Origin of the sequence: Pseudomonas sp. FSL R10-2189 (assembly GCF_009600325.1) — a bacterium.
In the GTDB taxonomy this organism is placed as follows: Bacteria; Pseudomonadota; Gammaproteobacteria; order Pseudomonadales; family Pseudomonadaceae; genus Aquipseudomonas; species Aquipseudomonas helleri.
In genome coordinates this window covers 215,198-237,279 of sequence record NZ_WIVZ01000002.1, presented here as the reverse complement: position 1 = coordinate 237,279, position 22,082 = coordinate 215,198, and the positions used below count along the sequence as shown (strand labels likewise).

19 protein-coding genes are annotated in these 22,082 nt (G+C 60.2%); 1 reads left to right on the top strand and 18 read right to left on the bottom strand.

All coding sequences use genetic code 11. From position 1 onward, the window contains the following. Positions 1-55: 55 nt before the first annotated feature. A complete protein-coding gene (locus tag GHO32_RS03105; RefSeq protein ID WP_371924501.1) occupies positions 56-1,234 on the top strand; it encodes an MFS transporter in 1,179 nt (392 codons plus the stop codon). 27 nt (positions 1,235-1,261) lie between these two features. Here the strand turns inward: GHO32_RS03105 and gspM are convergent, their stop codons facing one another. The 18 genes from gspM to GHO32_RS03015 all read right to left on the bottom strand — a co-directional run bounded on the left by gspM (position 1,262) and on the right by GHO32_RS03015 (position 22,078). Then, positions 1,262-1,708: a type II secretion system protein GspM gene (gene gspM / locus GHO32_RS03100; RefSeq protein WP_153335346.1), complete on the bottom strand. Its 447-nt coding sequence runs from the start codon at positions 1,706-1,708 to the stop codon at positions 1,262-1,264. Next, positions 1,705-2,766: a type II secretion system protein GspL gene (gene gspL / locus GHO32_RS03095; protein WP_153335345.1), complete on the bottom strand. Its 1,062-nt coding sequence runs from the start codon at positions 2,764-2,766 to the stop codon at positions 1,705-1,707. Before gspL ends, gspM begins: the two co-directional genes overlap by 4 nt. Next, complete coding sequence (locus GHO32_RS03090) at positions 2,766-3,623, bottom strand: type II secretion system protein GspK (protein WP_256665527.1); 858 nt, start codon at positions 3,621-3,623, stop codon at positions 2,766-2,768. Before GHO32_RS03090 ends, gspL begins: the two co-directional genes overlap by 1 nt. Continuing rightward, entirely contained in the window at positions 3,620-4,180 is a 561-nt protein-coding gene (locus GHO32_RS03085) for a type II secretion system protein GspJ (RefSeq protein WP_153335344.1), read from the bottom strand. Before GHO32_RS03085 ends, GHO32_RS03090 begins: the two co-directional genes overlap by 4 nt. Beyond that, positions 4,173-4,541: a type II secretion system minor pseudopilin GspI gene (gspI, locus tag GHO32_RS03080; protein WP_153335343.1), complete on the bottom strand. Its 369-nt coding sequence runs from the start codon at positions 4,539-4,541 to the stop codon at positions 4,173-4,175. The genes GHO32_RS03085 and gspI overlap by 8 nt, the downstream gene beginning before the upstream one ends. Further along, a complete protein-coding gene (locus GHO32_RS03075) occupies positions 4,531-4,752 on the bottom strand; it encodes a hypothetical protein (RefSeq protein WP_153442768.1) in 222 nt (73 codons plus the stop codon). The genes gspI and GHO32_RS03075 overlap by 11 nt, the downstream gene beginning before the upstream one ends. Before the next feature lie 7 nt (positions 4,753-4,759). Then, entirely contained in the window at positions 4,760-4,948 is a 189-nt protein-coding gene (locus tag GHO32_RS03070) for a prepilin-type N-terminal cleavage/methylation domain-containing protein (RefSeq protein ID WP_153442766.1), read from the bottom strand. A 3-nt stretch (positions 4,949-4,951) separates the two neighbouring features. Further along, positions 4,952-5,392: a type II secretion system major pseudopilin GspG gene (gene gspG, locus GHO32_RS03065; protein WP_153335341.1), complete on the bottom strand. Its 441-nt coding sequence runs from the start codon at positions 5,390-5,392 to the stop codon at positions 4,952-4,954. A 3-nt stretch (positions 5,393-5,395) separates the two neighbouring features. Next, positions 5,396-6,595: a type II secretion system inner membrane protein GspF gene (gene gspF / locus GHO32_RS03060; RefSeq protein WP_153442764.1), complete on the bottom strand. Its 1,200-nt coding sequence runs from the start codon at positions 6,593-6,595 to the stop codon at positions 5,396-5,398. Positions 6,596-6,597: 2 nt separating this feature from the next. After that, positions 6,598-8,070: a type II secretion system ATPase GspE gene (gene gspE, locus GHO32_RS03055; protein WP_153335339.1), complete on the bottom strand. Its 1,473-nt coding sequence runs from the start codon at positions 8,068-8,070 to the stop codon at positions 6,598-6,600. Further along, positions 8,067-9,980 carry a type II secretion system secretin GspD gene (gene gspD / locus GHO32_RS03050; protein ID WP_153338214.1) on the bottom strand — a complete coding sequence of 638 codons (1,914 nt, stop codon included), beginning with the start codon at positions 9,978-9,980 and terminating at the stop codon, positions 8,067-8,069. Before gspD ends, gspE begins: the two co-directional genes overlap by 4 nt. A gap of 9 nt (positions 9,981-9,989) precedes the next feature. Then, the gene (locus GHO32_RS03045; protein WP_256665526.1) at positions 9,990-10,520 is read right to left on the bottom strand and encodes a type II secretion system protein N; all 531 of its coding nucleotides are present in this window, start codon (positions 10,518-10,520) and stop codon (positions 9,990-9,992) included. A 60-nt stretch (positions 10,521-10,580) separates the two neighbouring features. Then, positions 10,581-11,117, bottom strand: a complete 537-nt coding sequence (locus tag GHO32_RS03040) for a cytochrome b (protein ID WP_153335337.1) — start codon at positions 11,115-11,117, stop codon at positions 10,581-10,583. An 82-nt stretch (positions 11,118-11,199) separates the two neighbouring features. After that, entirely contained in the window at positions 11,200-12,615 is a 1,416-nt protein-coding gene (gene gbpA, locus GHO32_RS03035; protein WP_256665525.1) for an N-acetylglucosamine-binding protein GbpA, read from the bottom strand. A 390-nt stretch (positions 12,616-13,005) separates the two neighbouring features. After that, positions 13,006-14,073 carry a uroporphyrinogen decarboxylase gene (hemE, locus tag GHO32_RS03030; protein ID WP_153335335.1) on the bottom strand — a complete coding sequence of 356 codons (1,068 nt, stop codon included), beginning with the start codon at positions 14,071-14,073 and terminating at the stop codon, positions 13,006-13,008. Positions 14,074-14,267: 194 nt separating this feature from the next. Continuing rightward, positions 14,268-15,686, bottom strand: a complete 1,419-nt coding sequence (locus GHO32_RS03025) for an FAD-dependent oxidoreductase (protein WP_153335334.1) — start codon at positions 15,684-15,686, stop codon at positions 14,268-14,270. 33 nt (positions 15,687-15,719) lie between these two features. Then, positions 15,720-20,168 (bottom strand): glutamate synthase large subunit, encoded by a 4,449-nt coding sequence (gene gltB, locus GHO32_RS03020; protein ID WP_153335333.1) that lies wholly within the window; start codon positions 20,166-20,168, stop codon positions 15,720-15,722. 332 nt (positions 20,169-20,500) lie between these two features. After that, the gene (locus tag GHO32_RS03015) at positions 20,501-22,078 is read right to left on the bottom strand and encodes an AAA family ATPase (RefSeq protein WP_123751075.1); all 1,578 of its coding nucleotides are present in this window, start codon (positions 22,076-22,078) and stop codon (positions 20,501-20,503) included. Positions 22,079-22,082 lie beyond the last annotated feature (4 nt).

Genomic DNA, 22,082 nt, shown 5'->3' with positions numbered 1-22,082 from the left:
GCTGGATGATGTTGTCGCTCAACTCAATGACGTCTTTATCGAGAAAGGCACGCCGATGTTCATGCGCACGGTGCTGGCACTGTTCTCGGGGGGCTTTGCGACGTTTGCCTTGCTGTATTGCGTGCAGCCGATGATGCCGATGCTGTCCCATGAATACGGGATCAACGCCGCGCAAAGCAGTCTGATTTTGTCGGTGGCCACCGGGATGCTGGCTATCGGTCTGTTGGTAACGGGGCCTATTTCTGATGCCATCGGGCGCAAGCCGGTGATGGTCTCGGCGCTGTTCAGCGCGGCGCTGTTCACTGTGCTCAGTGCGTGGATGCCCAGCTGGGAAGGCGTGCTGATAACCCGCGCGCTGGTGGGCTTGTCGCTGAGCGGGCTGGCCGCCGTTGCCATGACCTACTTGAGCGAGGAGATCCACCCGCAGCACATTGGCCTGGCGATGGGGTTGTACATCGGCGGCAATGCGATTGGCGGGATGAGCGGGCGTTTGATCACCGGCGTGTTGATCGACTTTGTCAGCTGGCACACGGCGATGCTGGTGATTGGCGGCCTGGCGTTGGTACTGGCCATGGTGTTTGTGAAGATCTTGCCGGAGTCGCGTAACTTCCGCCCGCAAACCATGAACCCGCGCAGCCTGTTGAACGGCTTCACCATGCACTTTCGTGACGCCGGTTTGCCATGGCTGTTTCTCGAAGCATTTTTGCTGATGGGCAGCTTTGTGACGCTGTTCAACTACATCGGTTATCGCTTGCTGGCCGACCCGTACAACATGAACCAGGCCGTGGTGGGTTTGCTCTCGGTGGTGTACCTGTCGGGCATTTACAGTTCGGCGCAGATTGGCGCACTGGCGGACAAACTGGGCCGTCGCAAGGTGCTGTGGGCAGTGATTGTGCTGATGCTGGCGGGCATCGCGTTGACGCTGTTCGAACCCATCGCACTGGTGATTATCGGCATGCTGTTGTTCACCTTTGGTTTCTTTGGTGCGCACTCAGTGGCCAGCAGCTGGATCGGCCGCCGTGCGACCAAAGCCAAGGGCCAGGCCTCGTCGCTGTACCTTTTTTGCTACTACGCCGGGTCGAGTGTGGCCGGGACCGCCGGGGGCTTTTTCTGGCACTACGCGGGCTGGAACGGCATCGGTGCGTTTATCGGCGGTTTGCTGGTGATTGCCTTGCTGGTGGCACTGCGTTTGGCCAAGCTGCCCGCGTTGCCGGGTAATACCCACAACGCGTGAACGCGCAGGCTGTGATTGTGAAAGTGGTTATGGGTTGCTGATCTGTAGCTGCACCTGCAGCACCTGAGCGCTTTTTTCCAGGCTCAGGTTCTCGAACTCGGCCCCTTCTTGTTCGATGCGGTTAAGCCACTCGAGCACCGCCATGGCATTGCCGCTCAGGCTGATGCGTATCCGTTGGGTGTCCACGTCAAACTGCTGCACCTGAAGCCCCGCACTCGCGGCGCTTTCGCTGAGGCGGCTGCTCAACGGTTGCGTGTAAACGCGGGTCGCGCGCGTGGGCTGCGCTCGCTGCACCTCCACCGCCTGAGCAACGCGCTGGGCATACAGCGTTTGAGCCGCTGCCAGTCGCTGCTGCGCGGGCTGCCAAAGCCCATAAAAACCAAACACCATCGACAAGAACACCGCGAGCACACCGCACAGTTGGCGGTCACGGCGAGGCAGTTGCCGCCAGCGCTCACGCACACGGGCCTTCATAAAACGTCCTCCAGGGTGAGTAAAGCTTGCACCCGGTTGCCCTGCTGGCTGGCGTTGCCCAAGGTGATCGGCAGTGCGCTTTGCAGGCCGCGCTCGCGCAGGTGTTCAAGCTCGGCAAAGCTGTTGGCGGTGATGGTTAAGGTCCAGCCGACCGTGGCGCGCCATTCCATGCGTTGCACGTCCACGCTGCTGGCACCGATCACGTGCTGGGTTAGCTGAAGCAAGCGCGCCATGTGCCCGTTTTGCCGGGCCGCGCCTTGTTGTTGCAGGGCGTTGAGCTGCGCAGACAAATCGACGATGCGGGTGTGCTCCGGGTACAACGCTTTAAAACGCTGTTCACTTTGGGCATAAAGGCGCTCCGCTTCACTCTCAACAAAGCTGCTGCGCAGGTGACTCGCCCCCACGGCCATGGCAACGATGAGCAAGGCAGCCACACTGACACCCCGCCACGGCAGCCGCTGCGACGTGCGCCGGTACTCGCCTTGCAGCAGGTTGATGGCGCCAAGCGGCACGCTACCCAGATCAAACGTGTGTTCAACCGCCGTACCGAGCGGCCCGTCTTTCAGGGCCTCCAGCGCCTGAGGGGTTAACGCAAGGCGCAAGTCCAGCGCGCCGCCCGCCAGCCAGCGCCCGTCCCACCACGCGATGCTCGGTTGCTCACGGGGCAACAGGTCGGCATCCACGTACACGCTGGCGATGTTCAACCCACGGGCCTGCAACTGCGCCAAGACATTTTTGAAGCGCTGACGGTTAATCACCAGCAACGGATAACGCCGTTGCGCATCCAGGGGGCCGACGGCGATGTGCAGTTCATCAAGGTCGTCCGCCAGTTGATCCTCGACCGCAAAGGCCAGGGCCTGAGCGCTGGGTCGGCGCCTGCCCGGCCAGGGTTCGGTCAGCAGCCAACTGCACATTTCCATTGGCAGAATCAGCTGCACATCGTGCGCGCCCAATACCTCGGCGGCCTCGTTCAGTGAGGTTTCGTGTGCGGTTTTTTCGCCGTGCCACAGGTAGACCCGCGTATCGCTGTGAGCGCTGAGATAAAGCCGGCTGTTCATCAAGAAGGTTCACTGTGTTCAGGCGCCAAAAGGCGCCGCTGGAGAAGGTGCCATCGGCCGGTTTTGAGGTCGCGGGCCATATCGCTTTCAAGGCGTAAACGGCTTTGCCCCACACGCACGTGGGTGGTAATGCGAAACCAGCGGCTGGTGGTGCCCAGCCCTGTCGCCTGAAGCCCCAGGCCGATCAGCGCCGGGGTGAAGGTGAAGTCCTCAACGCTGGCGTACCCCTGCAACGGGCGCTCGCTCACTGAGCGACGGGCCATGGCCGGTGTCACGCCTTCGAGGGTAGCGAGCAACGTGACGGAGGCGGTGTTGATGTTGAGTGTTGCGTCTTTATCCAGCAGGGCGATCCAGGGTTGCATGCGCGTGTACCAGCGGGCGTCGACACCCGGCACGCTGCGCAATTGGCTGATGTCGCTCAGGTTCAGACCTTGCAGCGCGCTGGCGTCTATGGGTGGCAGATCGAGTTGAGTTTGCAGGCGCAACCAACGTTGTTTCAGCACCTCGTCGACAGCACCTTGAGTGAGCAAGGCGCTGACGTTGAAACGGGCGGCCAAGTCTTCGATGTCTACCTCAATGTGGCCGTTGTCGATCAGCCATTCGGGCCGACTTTGGGCCCAGGCCTGGCCTGCAGCAACGGGCAACTTCGGGTCTGCCAGCAACGTGTGTAAACGCTCTCGCCCCCAGGCCTCCCCGGCAAACGCCGACTGGCGCAATTGCAGTTGATGGAGCTGCTGAGCGCTGCTGTGCAAGGCCAGGCGGTGGCTGCGCAACATGCCGGCAGTCACCAGCAGCGCAAGGCTCATCACCAGCAGCACGGTGAGCAGTGCAATGCCTTGCTGCCCCTTGCGCATCATTGGCCCTCCGGTAGCAACATCACGCGGCGAAGCTGCTCAAATCGCCCCGCCGAAAACTGCAACTCCAGGGCTAGCGGCGTTCCCTTGGGGGCCGCTTTGCCAGTGGGCCAATCGGTGCGCCACCCCAAGGCGGGGTCGTACAGCCGCCAGCGCAGATCGCGCACGTCAGTGAGCAGTTTTTGCTTTTGCAGTGCGCCGCCTTCCAGCCCCTGGCTGTAGCGCCAAAGCTCGCCGTTTTCCAGTGTGTAACTGACGTCTTGCAGTTCGCTGCGCGGCTGGCCCAGCGGGTTGCGCCAGTTGGCGCGGCGCACGTTGAGCTGGTTAGGATACAGCGCCAGCCCCGGCGCCTTGGCCGAGGTGTGCAGGTGCAACATATCGCGCTCGATCAGCGCCACCGCGCGCTGCAAGCCGCGCAGGGTTTGCTCGTGGGCGCTACTGCTGCGTTCAGCGCGCAGCACGCCGTCAAACAGCCGCCAGCAGGCCACGCCCAGCAAGGCAAAAATGGCGATGGCGATCACCAGTTCGAGCAAGGTGAAGCCCGCTTGCGGTTTAGTCATGGTTGCGCGCCAGCCAGTACGTCACGCTGAGCAATGCCTGATCACTGCCCGCCGGGCTGACGCTCAGTTCCACGCGTAACAGGCCTGTGTCGGGCTCGCTGGCGATGTGTTGAAACAGGCGCCACTCGCGTTGGGCAAAACGCGGGTTGAGCGTTTTTGAACCCATGGCCAGGGTGGCGCTTTGCAAATGCAGTTCACTCAGGTGGTTGTCTGCCAACCAGCCCGCCAGCAGCCGGGCTTCAACCCGGGCGCTTTGCCCCAAGACGTATTGGCTGGCCGACATGACCGCCGCCGCCAGAGTCGCGAAAATGGCCAGGGCGATCATCACTTCCAGCAAGGTAAAGCCTTTTTCAGTGCGCATCCGTGACCTCGGACGCTTCGAGCAGCGGGTTGCCAAGGCCATCGCTGTAGAGGCTCTGCCAGCGCAGCGGCGGGCTCTCAAAGTGCAAAGCAAAGGGGGTGTTTTCATCACTGCTGAGCCACAGCAAATGAGGGGTTTGATCGCCTGCGACAAGGCTGTGTACACGCCCTTCCAGCACCAGGGTCAGCAGCACACCGGGGGGTAATTTCACTGGCGCTTCAACGGCCTGCCAGCACGGCCTTTTCGCGCAAGCCCTGCATCAGGGCGAGCATGACCTGCGCTTCTTGCCGCGCATCGCGGGCGCGTTTGTCACCCTGGCTGATGTGCACCATTGAGACCAGCACGCCAATCATGACAATCACCACCATCAGTTCGATCAGGGTGAAACCCAGCGATGAATCGCGCATGCCTCAGTTGCTCCAGTTGCCAATGTCTGTGGCAAAGCCTTCGCCGCCCTGCACACCGTCTGCGCCAAAGGAAAACAGGTCATACCCGGCCGAGTGGCTGCCGGGGTTGAGGTATTGGTACGGCGTGCCCCAAGGGTCGACCGGCAGGCTTTTGAGGTAACCCTGCGGGTTCCAGTTTCTCGCCAGCGGCGTGCCCGCAGGGCGAGTCACCAAGGCTTCAAGGCCTTGCTGGGTCGAGGGGTAGTTGAAGGTGTCGAGGCGGTACATTTCCAGGGCGGTGCTGATGGCCTGGATGTCGGTGCGCGCCGCGGTGACTTTGGCCTGGTCAGGGCGGCTCATGAACTGCGGCACGACAATGGCACCCAGCACGCCGATGATGACCACCACCACCATGATTTCAATCAGGGTAAAGCCACGTTGAGTTGATGTACGAAGGGTATTCATCGGTCAATTCACCAGTTGATTGAGGCTAAGGATCGGCAACAAGATGGCCATGACGATCAGCAAAACCACGCCGCCCATCAGCACCAACATGATCGGTTCAAACAAACTCACCACCAGCGCAATGCGTGCTGCGAGGGGTTTTTCCTGCTGTTCGGCGGCCCGCGCCAGCATGCTGTCCAGTTCACCCGCACGTTCGCCGCTGGCAATCAGGTGCAGCATCATCGGCGGGATGTCGCCGCTGCGTTCCAGGCCACGGGCCAGCGTGGCGCCTTCACGCACGGTGCGGGCGACATCGAGCATGCGGTGGCGGATGGCGAGGTTGGCGATCACCGTGGCCGAGATTTCCAGGGCATCCACCAGCGGCACGGCGCTTTTGCCCAGGATCGACAAGGTGCTGGCAAAACGCGCCGCCTCCATGGCGCGCAGCACCCCGCCGACCATGGGCACATTGAGCAGCAGCGCATGCCAACGCAGTTTCAAGGCCGGTTGCAGCAACGCCCAACGCGCCGCACCCAGGGCGGCGAGTACCAGCAGCAACAGCAACCAGCCGTAGTCACGCAACCCCGTGCTCAGGGCGATCATCGCCTGGGTCAGCACGGGCAACGGCTGGCCACTGTTCACAAAAATCTTGACCACGTCCGGTACCACATAGCCCAGCAGAAAGCCGACGATGGCGAACGAGGCAATCAACAGAATCAGCGGGTACACCAGCGCCAGCTGGATCTTCTGGCGCGAGGCATGACGGGCTTCGGTGTAGTCAGCGAGCTGTTCGAGTACATGGCCCAAGTGGCCGCTGCGCTCGCCCGCCGCCACGGTGGCGCAAAACAGTTCCGGGAAGGCACGGGGAAATGCTGACAGCGCCGTCGCCAAGGCATGGCCTTCGGTAACGCGGTTACGCACGGCGAGCAATACGCTGCTGACGTGGCGCTTGGCACTCTGCGCCGCTACCGCGCCCAGGGCTTCTTCGAGGGGTAAACCGGCATGGATCAAGGTCGACAGTTGCCGCGTGACAAGGGCCAGATCCGTAACGCCAAGCCGCCCCCGCGAACGCGCCGCACGGTGTGTTGTGACTTCGCTCAACTGGCTCGGGCGCAAACCGCGCTCGCGCAATAACTGCCGCGCATGTCGTGCATTGTCGGCCTCTTGCTGGCCTCGGCAGTTGCGCCCGTTGGCGTCCTGCGCCCGGTAGTCAAAGGTCGGCATGCTCAGTCCTCCAGGGTCACGCGCAGCAGTTCGTCAAAACTGGTCAGGCCTTGGAGCACCAGGCGCTGGCCGTCTTGAAACAAGCTGGGGGCATGCTCGCGTGCCACGCGTATAAGGTCCGGCTCGCTGGCTCCTTGATGGATCAGTTCGGCCAGTGCCGGGGTGATGCCGACCAGTTCGTAAATCCCGGTGCGCCCGCGATAACCCTGCTGGCAATGGCGGCAACCCTGCGGCTGGTACAAGGTGACGCCAACCTGTGGATCGAGCCCCAGGCGCTGGCATTGCTGCGGGTCGGCGCGATACGGGGTTTTGCAGTCGGCGCACAGGGTGCGCAGCAAGCGCTGGGCCAGCACGCCGACCAGCGAGGACGCCAGCAAGTAGGCATCGACCCCCATGTCGACCAGGCGGGTGACCGCACCCACCGCGCTGTTGGTGTGCAGGGTCGACAGCACCAGATGCCCGGTGAGCGAGGCTTGTACGGCGATGTCTGCGGTTTCGTGGTCACGGATTTCGCCGACCATGACCACGTCCGGATCCTGGCGCAAAATCGCCCGCAAACCACGGGCGAACGTCATGTTGGCTTTGCTGTTGACCGGGGTCTGGCCGATGCCGGGCAGGTGGTATTCCACCGGGTCTTCGACGGTCAGGATGTTGCGGGTCGGCGCGTTGAGGTGGCTGAGCGCAGCATACAGGCTGGTGGTTTTGCCCGAGCCGGTAGGCCCGGTCACCAGAAAAATTCCGTGGGGCCGGGCCAGGATGTGTTCAAAGCGGCTCAGGGTGGCTGCGGGCATACCCAGGCATTGCAGGTCGAGGCGCCCGGCCTGTTTGTCGAGCAGGCGCATCACCACGCGCTCGCCATGGGCAGAAGGCAAAGTCGAGACGCGCACATCGACTTCATGCCCGGCCAATCGAAGGCTGATGCGGCCGTCTTGCGGCACGCGCTTTTCAGCGATGTCGAGGCGCGCCATGACTTTGATCCGCGACACCAGCAAGTTCGCCAGCTCACGCTTTGGCCGCAGCACTTCGCGCAGTTGGCCATCGATGCGCATGCGCACCGACAGGTAATGCTCGAAGGTTTCCAGGTGCACATCCGAGGCTTTCTCGCGCATGGCTTCACGCAGCAGCGCGTTGATCAAACGAATGATCGGCGCATCACCCTCCTGCTCCAGCAGGTCGGCGGTTTGCGGCACTTGCTCGGCCACGCTCATCAGGTCGAGTTCGCTGTCGAGCCCTTGCGCCACTTGCTCGGCCGCGCTTTGCCCGGCGCTGTAGCTGAGGGTCAGACGCTCGCTGAACAGTGCATCCGGCAGCCGTTGCAGTTGCACGTCTACACCCGCCCAGCGCTGCACTTCGGCCAGCACGGTCAGCGGCGTGTCGCTGCGTATCAGCAGGCTTGCAGGCTGGGTCGAGGTGTCCAGCAGCACCCCGAAACGCCGGGCAAAGCTGTAGGGCAAGCGCACTGGCGGCAGGCTCATGGGCGGGCAGCTTTGGGACGGCGCAGGTCGACGGTATTCGGGTCTTGCAGGTTACCGTCAAACATCTGGTGCGGGTCGCTGGGCAGCAGCAGCGAGTTAGTGTCTTTGGACGACGGTTGGCTGAGATTTCGCAATGCGTTGTATCGGTCTTCGCTGATCTCACGGATATCGTGCTTGCTGCGCACAATGGTCGGGCGCACAAAGACCATCAGGTTGGTTTTGGTGTGCTCGTCTCTGCTCCAGCGAAACAACGCGCCCAAATAGGGAATGTCGCGCAGCAACGGCACGCCGCTGACCTGGGTGCGTACGCTGTCTTTGATCAAACCGCCGATGACGATGATTTCACCATCTTCAGCCAGGATGGTGCTTTTCAGGGTGCGCTTGTTGGTGATCAGATCCGTTGAGTCCACGCCTTGCAGCGAAGGGGCCAACTCGGAGTTTTCCTGCTCGACTTCAAGGCGCAACAATGAACCTTCGTTGATGTGCGGCTTGATTTTGAGGCTGATGCCGATGTCTTGACGGGTAAATGTGGTGAAGGGGTTGTCGTTGTTGCCAGAGCTGTTCTGAGTAGAGGACTTCAAGGGCACGTTTTGCCCCACTAAAATACTTGCCTCCTGGTTATCCAGCGTTAATAAGCTTGGCGTCGACAATATGTTGTTGTTGGTGTCACTGGCCAGCGCCGAGATCAACGCATTGAAGCGGTCACCGCCCAGTTGCAGCACAGCCCCTTCGGGCAGCGCAGGATTGGGCCCCGCCAATGCGCCGACCTGGATATTGGTGCCCGGAAAGGTGATCCCACCCTGAGCGCTGCCGCTGTTCACACCCCATTGCACGCCCAGGGTGTTCACAATGTCGCCGGATATCTCGACGATGGCAGCATGGATCAACACCTGCGAGCGCGGCTGATCGAGCTGGCGCACGATGCTTTCCAGGCTACGCACTTTCGCCGGATCGGCCATGATCACCAACGCATTTTGGCCTTCATCGGCGGCCACCATGACCTCGCTTGTCGAAGCCTTTTGCGTGGCACCGGCCAGCGCGGTGTCTTGTTGCATTCCCTGAGCAACGGTTTCGAGCACCTCGGCCAATTGCTTGGCATCACTGTGGCGAAGACGAATGACCCGTGAGTTTTCGGACTGTTGCGTCGGCTTTGTGTCCAGCGAGTGCGCCAGTTTGCTCAAGCGTTCACGCACCGGCTTGTTGCCCAGAATGACCAGCCGGTTGGCCGACGCATCGGCAATCACCTGGCTGCTCGGCCCTTCAGCTTTTTTGCCCAGCGACTGCTGCATGACCTTGGCCACATCACTGGCCTGCGCATGGCGCAACTCGACCACCGAATAGTCATGCCGCGTGCCGCCATCCAGTTGGCGAACCAGCTCGGCAATACGCCGGGTATTGGAGGCGGTGTCAGTAATGATCAACGCATTGGCCGACGCCGAAGGCCCGACATACCCGTTGGTCGATACCAAGGGCCGCAGCAGCCCCGCCACGTCAGCCGCGACGCTGGCATTAAGTTCGATGACCTGGGTGACAAAGGCCTGATCGGAGCCATCCGGGTTGCCCGCGCGGGCTTTGGCCTCAGCGGCGGGAATGATCAATAAACGATCACCTTGATCGACCACGGCAAAACCGTGGGCATCCAGTACCGCGTAAAACAGCTCGCGCACCCCTTCACGGTCCAGCGGCGCTTCAGACATGACAGTGATGCGGCCCTGCACCCGAGGGTCGAGCACGATGGTGGCGCCCAGTACCGATGACATTTCCTGCACGATTTCGCGCAGCTCGGCGTCTTTCATTGCCAATTGCCAATACGGTTCATCGGCCAGCGCCTCGCTTTGCACTAGCGCGGTGCTGAGCACAACGCTACACAGTAAAAGACGGCCGATGCCGAACACGTTGGGCCTGGTCATGATGCTTCTCTAAGGTTGTTCGGCAAGGGGCCGCAGATAAAGGGAGGTTGCCTGGGCCGGTGTGGCGGGCGTTTGGCTGGCGGGTAAAACATGGCGACTGGGCGGCTTGAGCAGCAGGCGCTCTTCGCGGTTGTTGCGCCACAACACCACATGCGACACCTCGACCCGCCGCAACACGCTGCCCCCCGGTAGCCGTTCACCGACGCGGTAAAAGCGTACTTGCTGGCTGCCCGCCAACAACGCCTGCGACGCGCCATGGCTGGACACAAGACTGGCTCGCAGCTCCAGCGGCTCGGCGCTGTGTGCCAATGCGCCTTCAGGCGCAAGGCCCAGCACGCTGGCGATGGCCTCTGGCTGAAAAGGCTCAAGCGCAGGCGCGGGCGCCGGGCGAGCCGGGGCAATAACCGGCACGGCCAGTGCCTGGCGGTATAACCACTCTTGCCAGGCTAAATAGGTGCCGTAACCCAGCGGTATACCCAGTAAAAGCGCGCCCAGCAAGACCGGGAAATAGCGGTTCAGAGCGCCATCGAGCCTGTTCAAAATCTTTTCATCGGTGTGCCTGCAATGCCCGCAACACAGCCAAGCAGCCTCGTTGCGAAATCAAGAGAACATACGTTTGATGACCGACTGCCCCACCCACTGGTGCTTGATCACTGCCGCTACATGCAGGATGAACAACAGAGTCAGACCCAGACAGGCCACGTCATGAATAGAGGCGAACCCTTCAAGATGCGCCGAGTTATCGATCAAAGAGGGAATCGAAAAAAAACCGAATATATTGATATCTCGATCCATCATCAGGACTCCCGAGATCAAAATGATCGCTGTCGCCAAGTACATCATTGCGTGTACAAAAAAAGCCAAGCACTGAACAAAGCTTTTTGACGTGATCAGCCCTGAACAGCATTTGCCGAACGACACATACATCCTGAATAAAAACAAAGGAATAAATACTGCACCCGTGGATACATTAAACGCGCTGATGGCACTTTTAAATGTGTCTGACACTGGCCCCAACGCGATATAAAAACCTGAAAACATCAACCACACGATAATCAACGCAGAAATACCATGCAGCCATTTCTGCACTGTTGTGTAGGAAGTTTCATTGGTAAGCTCACCACTGTTAATAGCCATATACCTCTTGTGCTTTTCGCCATCACGTCAAAAGTAAACGTGGCCGGATCGCGATTAACGATCCGGCCGTCATCACCGCGTGTTACTTCTCAGTCCACGCCATGTTCCAGCTCGCACCAATGCCTGGTTCGAAACCATTGGCACTTGGTTTGTATTGAACGCAGAAGCCCGCATTCTGAAGCGGTCGGCACTCATAGACTTTGTCGTTTTTAGGTTGAAGCACCAACGTGCCCGCCTTGTAACCGGCAATGCCTTCAGGGAACACGAAGTCATATTCCTGAGCACCGCCTTCGCCGGTCAGGTCGATCGACTTGAGGTCCTGGAAGTTCTCACGACCATCCTGGCTGGTCGCAATGAGCTTCAAGGAGTGCTCGCCCGGCGCGCTGATCACCGCAATGCTGACCGGCGAGGTAGTGGCGCTGACGGTTTGCTTGGTGTAGCCCACCTGTTTGTGGGTGGCGTTGAACACCGTGGCTTCCAGCGTGACATTTTTGTTGGTCATTACCGTAAAGCCAACAGTGCCCTTGCCTTTGTCCAGCACGTACTCCGGCGCCACATCATGCAGGTGCAGGTAGGCACCCGGATCTGGCACCATCACGGTCTGCATCTCGTAGCGGGTAACGCCGCTCTCGGGCTTCACGTAAAGGGTGTTTGCGCCTTTGATCGGCTCAATGTCACCGTTTTCATTACGCACGCCTGCACGTACCAAAGGCTTGTTCGCCGCGTTAACGGTTTCTGCCAATTTGTAGGACCAGTTGGCCGGCTGGCCTTCTTCTGGCTTCTCAATGGTGACGCCGAAGCTGTATTCATCGCTCTCGGAACTGCCGGTAAAGGCACGTGCCTTGACCGAGTCACCTGGCTGCAGTGTTTGGGTTTGCGAGATCGAACCGACGTTTTTCCAGCCATCCGGGTCTGCGCTTTGCGCAGTGATATTGACATCCACGACGTCATAGAACGATGCCGCGGTGTCATCAACCGTCCAGACACCCAGAATAATGTTGTGACCGCTGCGGTCTGACGGGATCGAGCAGCTGTGTTTGTCTTTGGCCTGGCCTGTACCGCCCGCAGGGCCATCAATAGGCACGCCACCGCCACCTTCAACCTGGCAGAACGGCGTCAGCTCAAAGCTGTCGCGGGAGATCGGCAAGTTGGGGTTCCAGCCAGCTTTGGTGATGAAATACTGCCAGCGCGTGCTTTTATGGGCAGCGGTGTAGAACCAGCTGAACTCGATGTTGTGGTCCTTGATTTCAGTCAGGTGCCAGCGGTTGGCAGACTGGGCGTCCAGTGCCGCGAAGCTGGAATGGCCACCGCTTGCGATCTTGCCATCGGCCGGGCCGAACTCAGGAAACCCCTTAGGGGCTTCGCCGACAGTCTGTGGCTCATACTGGGCCTGACCGCAATCGATGTTCAGCCCTTGCTGGCACGCATAAGCCCGCGATGGCGGGGAGTTCATGTAACCGTGGGCGGCTGCTTGTTGAGCCGTAAACAGGGTAGCCATCAGCGTTAAGGATGATGCGCACAGCATCAAATTTCGCGACGTTGAAAGTGCAATAGCCATATGACCCTCATTCTATTTTTAATTCAAAAGATAAATACACGCGCTCTCTGTTAAACGCACCGCGATATAAACAACGAGATATGACAGAGAGAGCCCTACCACGGGCAACTACAAAAAACTAAGAAACTTCCTACACGACAGCCTGAAAGGTTTAAATAATTCATGGCCGCCCGAAATCAGGGTGGGAAATTTTACTTATTCTGATTATTTTATATGTAGGACTATTCCCAAATATATATAAGTAAAATCTGAATTATTTTGTTTTCACGCATAAAAAAACGCCCGGCATTAACCGGGCGTTTTAGCGAGGATCACTTCCAAAAACTGCACTTACTCGTGGTATTGCCCCGAGAACTCATGCACGGCGCTGATAAACGCCCCGGCGTGTTCAGGCTTCACTTCCGGGGTAATACCGTGGCCCAAATTAAACACGTGGCCCGAACCATTGCCGTAACTGGCGAGAATGCGTTTAACCTCGGTGCGGATGGCCTCGGGGTTCGCGTACAGCACGGTGGGGTCCATGTTGCCTTGCAGGGCCACTTTATTGCCCACGCGGCGGCGGGCTTCGCCCAGGTCGCAGGTCCAGTCCAGGCCCAGCGCATCGGCGCCGGCATCAGCAATGCTTTCCAGCCACAGGCCGCCATTTTTGGTGAACAGGATCACCGGCACTTTGCGGCCTTCGTGCTCGCGGATCAGCCCGCTGACGATTTTGCGCATGTAAGCCAGCGAGAACTCTTGATACGCCGCGGACGACAGGTTGCCGCCCCAGGTGTCGAAAATCTGCACCGCTTGCGCGCCCGCGAGGATCTGGCCGTTGAGGTACGAAGTGACCGACTGCGCCAACTTGTCGAGCAGCAAGTGCATGGCCTGCGGCGTGTCGTAGAGCATGGCTTTGGTTTTGCGGAAGTCTTTGGACGAACCGCCTTCGACCATGTAAGTGGCCAGCGTCCACGGGCTGCCCGAGAAACCGATCAATGGCACACGGCCGTTGAGTTCGCGGCGGATGGTGCTGACCGCGTTCATCACGTAGCCGAGGTCTTTTTGCGGATCCGGGATCGGCAAGGCTTCGATATCGGCCAGGGTGCTGACGACCTTTTTGAAGCGCGGGCCTTCGCCGGTTTCAAAATACAGGCCTTGGCCCATGGCATCAGGGATGGTCAGGATGTCGGAAAACAGGATGGCCGCGTCCAGCTGAGGGAAGCGGTCCAGAGGCTGCAGCGTGACTTCACAGGCGAATTCAGCATTCTTGCACAGGCTCATGAAGTCACCGGCCTTGGCGCGGCTGGCGCGGTATTCCGGCAAGTAGCGGCCGGCCTGACGCATCATCCAGACAGGCGTTACGTCTACGGGTTGCTTGAGCAAAGCGCGAAGGAAACGGTCATTCTTGAGATCAGTCATGTCTGCATCCGGAAAAAAAGTGGGGGCATTTTCTCAGAGACAGACGCAAAAGGCACGGCAAGAGCCGTGCCTTTTATCTATCGGGGCGATTTGACGCGGGGGTGATGCACTGTTTGCTGTAGGAGCGAGCTTGTCTCGCGATCTTTTAAACGATCAAAAGATCGCGAGGCAAGCTCGCTCCTACAGGATTTTGGTTAAACGCCCAGGTAGTCCATGATCCCTTCTGCCGCGGTGCGGCCTTCAAAGATCGCCGTCACCACCAGGTCAGAACCGCGCACCATGTCGCCACCGGCAAAGATCTTCGGGTGGCTGGTCTGGTGCTTGAACTGCGACTGCTCAGGCGCAATCACTCGGCCCTGGCTGTCGGTGGCGATGTCGAACTGCTCAAACCACGGCGCCGGACTCGGGCGGAAGCCGAACGCGATGATCACGGCGTCTGCCGGGATGATCTCTTCAGAACCCGGAATCGGCTCAGGGCTGCGACGGCCGCGGGCGTCCGGCTCGCCGAGACGGGTCTCGACCACTTTCACGCCTTCAACTTTGCCGTCACCGACAATCGCAATCGGTTGACGGTTGTAGAGGAATTTCACGCCTTCTTCCTTGGCGTTTTTAACCTCTTTGCGCGAACCGGGCATGTTGGCTTCGTCACGACGGTACGCACAGGTCACCGATTTGGCGCCCTGGCGGATCGAGGTCCGGTTGCAGTCCATAGCGGTGTCACCACCGCCCAGCACCACGACCTTTTTGCCTTTCATGTCGACGAAATCTTCCGGCGACTTTTCAAAGCCCAGGTTGCGGTTGACGTTGGCAATCAGGAAGTCCAGCGCGTCGTGCACGCCCGGCAAGTCTTCACCGGCAAAACCACCTTTCATGTAGGTGTAGGTGCCCATGCCCATGAAGACCGCGTCGTAATCGGCCAGCAGTTCTTCCATGCTGATGTCTTTGCCGATTTCGGTATTGAGGCGGAACTCGATACCCATGCCGGTGAAGACTTCGCGGCGATTGCTCAGTACGGTTTTCTCCAGCTTGAACTCCGGGATACCGAAGGTCAGCAGACCGCCGATTTCCGGGTTCTTGTCGAAGACCACCGGGGTCACCCCGCCACGCACCAGCACGTCAGCGCAGCCCAGGCCCGCAGGCCCGGCGCCGATGATTGCCACGCGTTTGCCGGTCGGCACCACTTTGGACATGTCCGGGCGCCAGCCCATGGCGAAGGCGGTGTCAGTGATGTACTTCTCGACCGAACCGATGGTCACCGCGCCAAAACCGTCGTTGAGGGTGCAAGCGCCCTCGCACAGACGGTCTTGCGGGCACACCCGGCCACACACTTCGGGCAGGGTGTTGGTTTGGTGCGACAGTTCAGCGGCGGCGAGGATGTTGCCCTCGGCCACCAGCTTGAGCCAGTTGGGAATGAAGTTATGCACAGGGCATTTCCATTCACAGTACGGGTTACCGCACCCCAGGCAGCGGTGGGCCTGGTCGGCCGACTGCTGGGGTTTGAAGGGTTCGTAGATTTCCACGAACTCTTTTTTGCGTTGACGTAACAGTTTCTTCTTCGGATCTTTGCGCCCGACATCGATGAACTGGAAGTCGTTACTCAGACGTTCAGCCATTGTTAAAACCTCATCACACTCTTCAGGCGCATATCACTGCGGGTTGGCACGGATGCTGGAAAGCAACGTTTTCAAGCTGGCAGCCTTAGGCTTGACCATCCAGAAACGACGCAGGTAATCATCGAGGTTTTCCGCGAGATTACGGCCCCACTCGCTGTTGGTTTCCTCAACGTATTCGTCCAGTACGTGTTGCAGGTGGTTGCGATAGGCTTCCATCGCTTCGCCGCTGATACGCTGGATCTCCACCAACTCGTGGTTCACCTTGTCGACAAACGTGTTGTCCTGATCCAGCACGTAGGCGAAACCGCCGGTCATGCCTGAGCCGAAGTTGTAACCGGTTTTGCCCAATACGCAGACAAAGCCGCCCGTCATGTATTCGCAGCAGTGGTCGCCCGTGCCTTCCACTACAGTGTGGGCACCGGAGTTACGCACGGCGAAACGCTCGCCTGCGGTGCCTGCGGCAAACAGCTTGCCGCCGGTGGCGCCGTACAGGCAGGTGTTGCCGACAATGGCGCTGTCCTGAGTTTTGTAGACGCTGCCCGCAGGCGGCACGATCACCAGCTTGCCGCCGGTCATGCCTTTGCCCACGTAGTCGTTGGCGTCGCCTTGCAGGTACAGGTTCAAACCACCGGCGTTCCACACACCAAAGCTCTGACCGGCAGTGCCTTTGAAGCGGAACGTGATCGGCGCCTTGGCCATGCCCTGGTTGCCATGAGCGCGGGCGATTTCACCCGAGATCCGTGCACCAATCGAACGGTCGCAGTTGCAGATGTCGAGGTCGAACTCGGCACCGCTCAGGTCGTTGATCGCCGAGCGGGCCATGTCGAGCATCTGCTCGGCCAGCAGGCCTTGGTCGAACGGCGGGTTGCGGTCAACCTGGCAGAACTGCGGCTTGTCAGCCGGGATGTGGTCGCTGCCCAGCAACGGCGTGAGGTCGAGGTTGTGCTGCTTGGCGGTTTCGCCCGGCAGGATGTCCAGCAGGTCGGTACGCCCGATCAGCTCTTCAAGGCTGCGCACGCCCAGCTTGGCCAGCCACTCGCGGGTTTCTTCGGCCACGTAGGTGAAAAAGTTGACCACCATGTCGACGGTGCCGATGTAGTGGTTTTTACGCAGCGATTCGTTCTGTGTGGCCACACCGGTCGCGCAGTTGTTGAGGTGGCAAATACGCAGGTATTTGCAGCCCAGCGCGATCATTGGCGCGGTGCCGAAGCCGAAGCTTTCAGCGCCCAGGATCGCCGCCTTGATCACGTCGAGGCCGGTTTTCAGGCCGCCGTCGGTCTGCACCCGCACTTTGCCACGCAGGTCGTTGCCGCGCAGGGTCTGGTGGGTTTCCGCCAGGCCCAGTTCCCACGGCGCACCCGCGTATTTGATCGAGGTCAGCGGCGATGCACCGGTACCGCCGTCGTAGCCGGAGATGGTGATCAGGTCGGCATACGCCTTGGCCACGCCAGCGGCGATGGTGCCTACACCCGCTTCAGCTACCAGCTTCACCGAGACCAGCGCTTTAGGGTTGACCTGCTTGAGGTCAAAGATCAGCTGCGACAAGTCTTCAATGGAGTAGATGTCGTGGTGAGGCGGTGGCGAAATCAGGGTCACGCCGGGCACGGCATAACGCAGCTTGGCGATCAGGCCGTTGACCTTGCCGCCTGGCAGTTGCCCGCCCTCACCCGGCTTGGCGCCTTGAGCAACCTTGATTTGCAGCACTTCAGCGTTGACCAGGTATTCCGGCGTGACGCCAAAACGGCCGGTGGCCACTTGTTTGATTTTCGAGCTTTTGATGGTGCCGTAACGCGCCGGGTCTTCACCGCCTTCACCGGAGTTGGAGCGGGCGCCCAAGCGGTTCATGGCTTCAGCCAGGGCTTCGTGCGCTTCTGGCGACAAGGCGCCGAGCGAGATACCGGCCGAGTCAAAACGCTTGAGGATCGAGTCCAGCGGTTCGATCTCGTCGATGGCCAATGGCGTGTCGAGGGTTTTGACCTGGAACAGATCGCGGATCATCGACACCGGGCGTTTGTCGACCAGGGCGGTGTATTCCTTGAACTTGCTGTAGTCGCCCTGTTGCACAGCCGCTTGCAGGGTGGCGACCACGTCCGGGTTGTAGGCGTGATACTCGCCACCGTGTACGTACTTGAGCAGACCGCCTTGCTGGATGGCTTTGCGCGGGCTCCAGGCTTCAGCGGCGAGCAGTTTTTGCTCGGCTTCAAGGTCGACAAAACGCGCGCCCTTGATGCGGCTTGGCACACCACGGAAGCTCAGGTTGCAGACTTCTTCGGACAGGCCAATGGCTTCGAACAGTTGCGCACCGCGGTAGGACGCGATGGTCGAGATGCCCATCTTCGAGAGGATCTTGAGCAGGCCTTTGGTGATGCCTTTACGGTAGTTTTTGAACACTTCGTACAGGTCGCCCAGCACTTCGCCGGTACGGATCAAGTCGCCCAGCACTTCGTAGGCCAGGAACGGGTACACCGCCGAGGCGCCGAAGCCGATCAGCACGGCAAAGTGATGCGGGTCGCGAGCGGTCGCGGTTTCGACCAGGATGTTGCTGTCGCAGCGCAGGCCTTTTTCGGTCAGGCGGTGGTGCACAGCGCCCACGGCCAGCGAGGCGTGGACCGGCAGCTTGCCCGGCGCGATATGACGGTCGGTCAAGACGATCTGGCTATGGCCCGCACGCGCGGCTTCTTCGGCCTGGTCGGCGATGTTGCGCACAGCGGCTTCAAGGCCGATCGACTGGTCGTAGTTGAGGTCGATGATCTGACGCTCAAAGCCCGGCAGGTCGAGGTTCATCAGCGAACGCCATTTGGCGGGCGAGATCACAGGCGAACTGAGGATGACGCGCGAGGCGTGCTCCGGCGATTCCTGGAAGATGTTGCGCTCGGCGCCGAGGCAGATTTCCAGCGACATGACGATGGCTTCACGCAGCGGGTCGATCGGCGGGTTGGTAACCTGCGCGAACTGCTGGCGGAAGTAGTCGTACGGCGTGCGCACACGCTGGGACAGCACGGCCATTGGCGTGTCGTCACCCATCGAGCCCACGGCCTCATAGCCTTGTTCGCCCAGTGGGCGCAGCACCTGATCGCGCTCTTCGAACGTGACCTGGTACATCTTCATGTATTGCTTGAGCTGATCGACGTCGTAAAACGCAGACCCGTGGTCGTTGTCTTCAATGGTGGCCTGAATGCGCAGGGCATTCTTGCGCAGCCACTGTTTGTAGGGGTGGCGCGACTTCAAGCGGTTGTCGATGGAGTCGGTGTCCAGCACCTGGCCGGTCTCGGTATCGATCGCAAGGATTTGCCCAGGGCCAACGCGGCCTTTGGCGATCACGTCTTCAGGCTTGTAATCCCACACGCCGATTTCGGAGGCGATGGTGATGTAGCCGTTGGTGGTCGTGACCCAGCGCGCCGGGCGCAGGCCGTTACGGTCGAGCAGGCAGACCGCGTAACGACCGTCGGTCATTACCACGCCCGCCGGGCCGTCCCACGGCTCCATGTGCATGGAGTTGTATTCATAGAACGCCCGCAGGTCGGGGTCCATGGTTTCAACGTTCTGCCATGCCGGTGGAATCAACATGCGCACGCCACGGAACAGGTCAATGCCGCCGGTGACCATCAACTCAAGCATGTTGTCCATGCTGGAGGAGTCAGAACCCACGCGGTTAACCAGCGGGCCGAGCTCGTCGAGGTCGCCGATCAGGTCATTGGCAAACTTGGTGCGACGGGCCTGCGCCCAGTTGCGGTTGCCAGTAATGGTGTTGATCTCGCCGTTGTGGGCGAGAAAGCGGAATGGCTGAGCCAGCGGCCATTTCGGCAGGGTGTTGGTGGAGAAGCGCTGGTGGAACACGCAGATGGCAGTTTGCAGGCGCTCGTCACTCAGGTCTGGATAGAAGGCGGTCAAGTCCGCCGGCATCATCAGGCCTTTATAGATAATGGTCTTGTGAGAAAAGCTGCAGATGTAGTGATCGGTGTCCGCTGCGTTGGCCACCGAGGAACGGCGACGGGCGCTGAACAGTTTGATCGCCATGTCCTGATCGCTGAGGCCGTCGCCTGCGATGAACACTTGCTCGATTTGTGGCAGACGCTCCAGCGCCAGACGACCCAGCACGCTGGTATCAATCGGGACTTTGCGCCAGCCCACCAATTGCAGGCCCGCCGCGAGGATTTCGCGGTTCATGTGGGCGCGGGCCGCTTCGGCCTTGATCGGGTCCTGGTTAAAAAACACCATGCCGACCGCATATTGCTTGGGCAAATCAGTGCCGAACTGTTCTTTGGCGACTGCACGCAAGAACTGATCGGGCTTTTGAATCAGCAGGCCACAACCGTCACCGGTCTTGCCGTCTGCGTTGATCCCACCGCGGTGGGTCATGCAGGTCAGGGCCTCAATGGCGGTTTGCAATAGGGTATGACTGGGTTCGCCCTGCATATGGGCTATCAGGCCGAAACCACAGTTATCCTTGAATTCATCGGGGTGGTACAGACCTGCTTTCATAGACACTTTCTCACCAGGCTGCCCCAAAAAGGGGCAAATTTCTTTTTAATTCAACCACCTGCTTTCCGCGCTGAACGTACGCCAGCTTAGCGGTAGCAAAAGGGTGGCCATTTTACACACCGTCGCAAAGACCCACAAATTAAGCGGCGATTAACCGTAAATTTATGTCGCATTGATGAAGGTTTAAAGCGATTGCTCGTGCTAGTCAAAACATTTTTGATGTTGACCGCCGCACGGCGCAGACACCACAACGCATGCGACTCGATTAAGTCGCATGCTGGGCGAATAATTTGATGGACTAGAACGGCGACCTGGGTAAGGTCGCCGGCTCATCAGCGAGCTGCTGCCAGTTCTTGTTGGACGCTGGCGACAGTGCGAGGCCAAGGTTTACCAGCCTGCGTCTTCGCTGGCAAGTTCTTGATTGCCGCAGTGGCGGCGGCATGGCTCGGGAAATTGCCGTAAGTCACGACATACAGCGGCTTGCCGTTCAAGGATTTCTTGAAATAACGGGCTTCGCCACCCAACTCTTTGGCCACATTTTGCGCTGACGCTTCAGAGCTGGTGCCGACGATCTGCACCACGTAGTTGCTGGCCGGTTGGCTGGCGTACCAGCTACCGCCCGGTGCAGCCTTGGCCACGGTCACCGGCTTCTCAGCGGGTTTGGCCGCAGGCTTGGGAGCCGGGGCCGGAGCAGGCTTGGCGGCTGGCGCAGGTGCAGGTTTGCTCGCAGCCACCGCAGGCGCTGGTGTTGGACGCGGTGCAGGCGCCGGAGCCGGGCCAGAAGGCACGCCCACCGGTGGCGCGGTGGTGGTGACAGTTGGCGGGTTGGCCACACCGCCGTCGACCGCAGGCGCACCGCCATCGTCGCCTTCGCTAATACCACCGGCGGCTTCAGCCAGCGGGCCACGCATCACCGGTTGCGATTGGCCAACCAGCGGCAATGGCATCGGCTGGGAAGAGCCGGCGAAATCAATCGACGGGTTGGCGCCATTTTTCGGCGCGGCCTGACCCAGCGGCAATTGCCCCTGTTCAGCATTTGGCGCGGTCGGCGTTTTGCCCCGGCCAGGAATCAACACAGCTGCGGCAACCGCCACGACCACAACGGCACCAATGGCCAATACGTGCTTCTTCGGCATTTTGAACCCCATACTTGGACGCTTGACCGCTGAACGGCTGGCAATCATGGCTTCGATCATTGCATCGCGGGCGACCTGATTGATGATGCCAGGCCAGCCTCCAGAGCTCTCATGTATATCTGAGATCTGCTGAGCGCTAAAGAGTTCGATTCCGCGCCCTGCACCTTCAAGGCGCTGAGCCAGATACTCGCGGGTTTCTTCTTCGGTGTAGGGCTGCAATTCGATGACGTGGAAGCGTTCTTCCTCGCCGCTGAGCTGCTCAAGCCCGGCAATCATCGATGGCTCGCCGAACAGGAACACATGCGGACGGCCTTCCGGCGTACCGGCGGCCAGGCCCAGCAAGGCTTCCTGGGCTGAGTCGTCGAGCTGCTCGGCATCATCGACCAGCAAGTAGACTTCTTGGCCGGTGAGGGCCAATTGCACCACTTGCTTGAGGATCGCGTCGACTTCAGGCCGGGCCACGTTCAGGGTTTGTGCCACCTGGCGCAAAATACCTGCCGCATCGCCCGCACCGCGCGCCGACACCACCACGCTCTGAACGGACTGCTTGTTGGTGCTGGCCACCAGTGCCTGGCGCAGCAAGGTCTTGCCGCTGCCTTCAGGGCCGGTCACCACCAGCAGCAACTGGCTGTAACGGGCGAGGTGGTGCAATTGCCCCAGCACGGGCTTGCGCTGTGCAGGGAAAAACTTGAAACCCGGCACCCGAGGGGCGAACGGGTCATGGGTCAGCTGGAAGTGACCGAGGAACGCCTCGTCGGCATGCAAACTAGTCATCGGG